The sequence below is a fragment of the Acinetobacter sp. P37 genome (assembly GCF_057480965.1).
On the sequence record NZ_JBLIYY010000040.1, the window covers coordinates 1 to 2677 of the forward strand.

3 protein-coding genes and 1 pseudogene are annotated in these 2677 nt (G+C 52.0%); 3 read left to right on the forward strand and 1 reads right to left on the reverse strand.

The window, feature by feature from the left end:
- From AC25JC_RS17240 to AC25JC_RS17250, 3 genes and pseudogenes are all read left to right on the forward strand, one after another.
- Nucleotides 1–439: pseudogene (locus AC25JC_RS17240) on the forward strand (IS1-like element ISAba3 family transposase); the annotation flags it as partial.
- A gap of 196 nt (nucleotides 440–635) precedes the next feature.
- Complete coding sequence (aac(3)-IId, locus tag AC25JC_RS17245) at nucleotides 636–1496, forward strand: aminoglycoside N-acetyltransferase AAC(3)-IId (protein WP_486924514.1); 861 nt, start codon at nucleotides 636–638, stop codon at nucleotides 1494–1496.
- A gap of 12 nt (nucleotides 1497–1508) precedes the next feature.
- Nucleotides 1509–2051 (forward strand): AAA family ATPase, encoded by a 543-nt coding sequence (locus tag AC25JC_RS17250; protein WP_000587837.1) that lies wholly within the window; start codon nucleotides 1509–1511, stop codon nucleotides 2049–2051.
- Nucleotides 2052–2458: 407 nt separating this feature from the next.
- Here AC25JC_RS17250 and AC25JC_RS17255 read toward each other — a convergent pair.
- Nucleotides 2459–2677 (reverse strand): hypothetical protein (locus AC25JC_RS17255; protein WP_213148411.1); only part of this gene is annotated, 219 nt, incomplete at its 5' end.

Consider the following 2677-nt stretch of genomic DNA (forward strand, 5'->3'; position numbering starts at 1 on the left):
CCTATGAAATTCAGCCTCAGCAAAGTCATTATGAATCTCTCGAAGTAGATGAGTTCTGGAATTTTGTTGGAAATAAAAAGAATAAACAATGGCTTATTTACGCCTATCATCGAGAAACAGGTGAAATTGTTGCTTATGTTTGGGGTAAACGAGATTTAGCTACAGTCTAACAATTGAAGACAAAGCTTAAACAATTAGATATTCACTACACCCGAATTGCAAGTGATCATTGGGACAGTTTCATCACTGCTTTTAAAAATGGTAAGCAAAGTATTGGTAAATTTTTTACTGTAGGTATTGAAGGCAATAATTGCAAAATAAGGCATAGAATTAGGCGTAGCTTCAGAAGAAGCTGTAATTTTTCAAAAAAGCTTGAAAACCATTTTAAAGCTTTTGATTTAGCCTTCTTTTCTTTTACATCAATAATGGCTTCATTTAAAGGCAGCATACTTTTTGAAGCACCACCAAAATTTTATGTTAAGTAGAGACTAAAAATGCCCTTGATTAAGGGCTTACAAGGGCATTTTGTATAAGGTGTATTATGTTAATTTTAGAATTTCTTCATTATCTCGATAGGTATAGTAGAGTGATATCTCGATAGGTATAGTGTTTTGCAGTTTAGAGGAGATATCGCGATGCATACGCGGAAGGCAATAACGGAGTCGCTTCAAAAACTCGGAGTCCAAACCGGTGACCTCTTGATGGTGCATGCCTCACTTAAAGCGATTGGTCCGGTCGAAGGAGGAGCGGAGACGGTCGTTGCCGCGTTACGCTCCGCGGTTGGGCCGACTGGCACTGTGATGGGATACGCGTCGTGGGACCGATCACCCTACGAGGAGACTCTGAATGGCGCTCGGCTGGATGACGAAGCCCGCCGTACCTGGCTGCCGTTCGATCCCGCAACAGCCGGGACTTACCGTGGGTTCGGCCTGCTGAATCAATTTCTGGTTCAAGCCCCCGGCGCGCGGCGCAGCGCGCACCCCGATGCATCGATGGTCGCGGTTGGTCCGCTGGCTGAAACGCTGACGGAGCCTCACGAACTCGGTCACGCCTTGGGGGAAGGATCGCCCGTCGAGCGGTTCGTTCGCCTTGGCGGGAAGGCCCTGCTGTTGGGTGCGCCGCTAAACTCCGTTACCGCATTGCACTACGCCGAGGCGGTTGCCGATATCCCCAACAAACGGTGGGTGACGTATGAGATGCCGATGCTTGGAAGAGACGGTGAAGTCGCCTGGAAAACGGCATCGGATTACGATTCAAACGGCATTCTCGATTGCTTTGCTATCGAAGGAAAGCCGGATGCGGTTGAAACTATAGCAAATGCTTACGTGAAGCTCGGTCGCCATCGAGAAGGTGTCGTGGGCTTTGCTCAGTGCTACCTGTTCGACGCGCAGGACATCGTGACGTTCGGCGTCACCTATCTTGAGAAGCATTTCGGAACCACTCCGATCGTGCCTCCGCACGAGGCCGTCGAGCGCTCTTGCGAGCCTTCAGGTTAGAGGCCGTCGACAATGATAATCTGGATCAACGGACCTTTCGGCGCCGGAAAGACGACGCTCGCTAAGCGGCTGCGCGATCGGCGTTCCAAATCGCTGATCTTTGACCCCGAGGAAATCGGGTTCGTGGTGAAAGAAACGGTCCCCATGCCAGCGAGCGGAGACTATCAGGATCTCCCCTTGTGGAGGGGACTTACGATCGCGGCGGTCAGGGAGATTCGAAGGAATTACTCGCAGGACATCATCATCCCAATGACGCTCGTGCACCCGGACTATCTGACTGAGATACTCGACGGGGTAAGGCGAATCGACGATCAGCTGCTGCACATCTTTCTGACGCTCAACGAGGACCTATTGCGTCACCGGATCGCGAACCAGACCATGCATCCTGACCCGAATCGAAATGCGGAGATTCGAGAGTGGCGATTAGCGAATGTCGCCCGATGCTTGGCCGCAAGGGAACGGCTTCCATGCACAACCCGTGTTCTCGATAGTGGTGCACACACCAGCGATGAACTCGCAGCGATGGTGCTCGACGGAATCGATGGGCGCACCTGATCGCCTTCGACGCCTGCGCAAAGCGTAGCGCGAGGGTGGCGGGCTCACGACCAAACGCCCAGAGGTCGATCATCGCAGGGATGTTTGGCTTTGTGGTGCGGACGACGGGACTCGAACCCGTACTCTCACAGAGAAGCAGATTTTCGTACCACCTCGACTTTCGCCGCCGTCTGATGACGTTCGTGGTCTGGACTGTCCCTTCGCCATTGCCCGAAGGCTTTAGGCGCCGCCCGTCCAGTCTCTACACCTTCCCCCGAAGGGGCTTGGCTCGGGATTGGCTTAGGGTATTGCCCGTTAGCGTTCCCCGACTTTGAGCGGTTCTACTCCGCGGATTTCCCCGCGGGCACTCCAATTTTAAAGTCTGCTGCGTCTACCGATTTCGCCACGTCCGCCTTTTTTCGCCGTTCCTAGCGCTCGTGCGATGCACCTATGTTGCACCTAGCGCCGAATCGTTCTTCGTCATCCTGAAAAACCACGTCTCCTAAAGCCTTGCATAGCTTATCTTTTCTCCACCACGAACTTTTTTGGGCACTGTTGCAAATAGTCGGTGGTGATAAACTTATCATCCCCTTTTGCTGATGGAGCTGCACATGAACCCATTCAAAGGCCGGCATTTTCAGCGTGAC

Excerpts from the sequence above, each read along its gene's own strand:
- AC25JC_RS17250 (WP_000587837.1), top strand. The coding sequence starts at position 1,509 with ATGATAATCTGGATCAACGGACCTTTCGGCGCCGGAAAGACGACGCTC.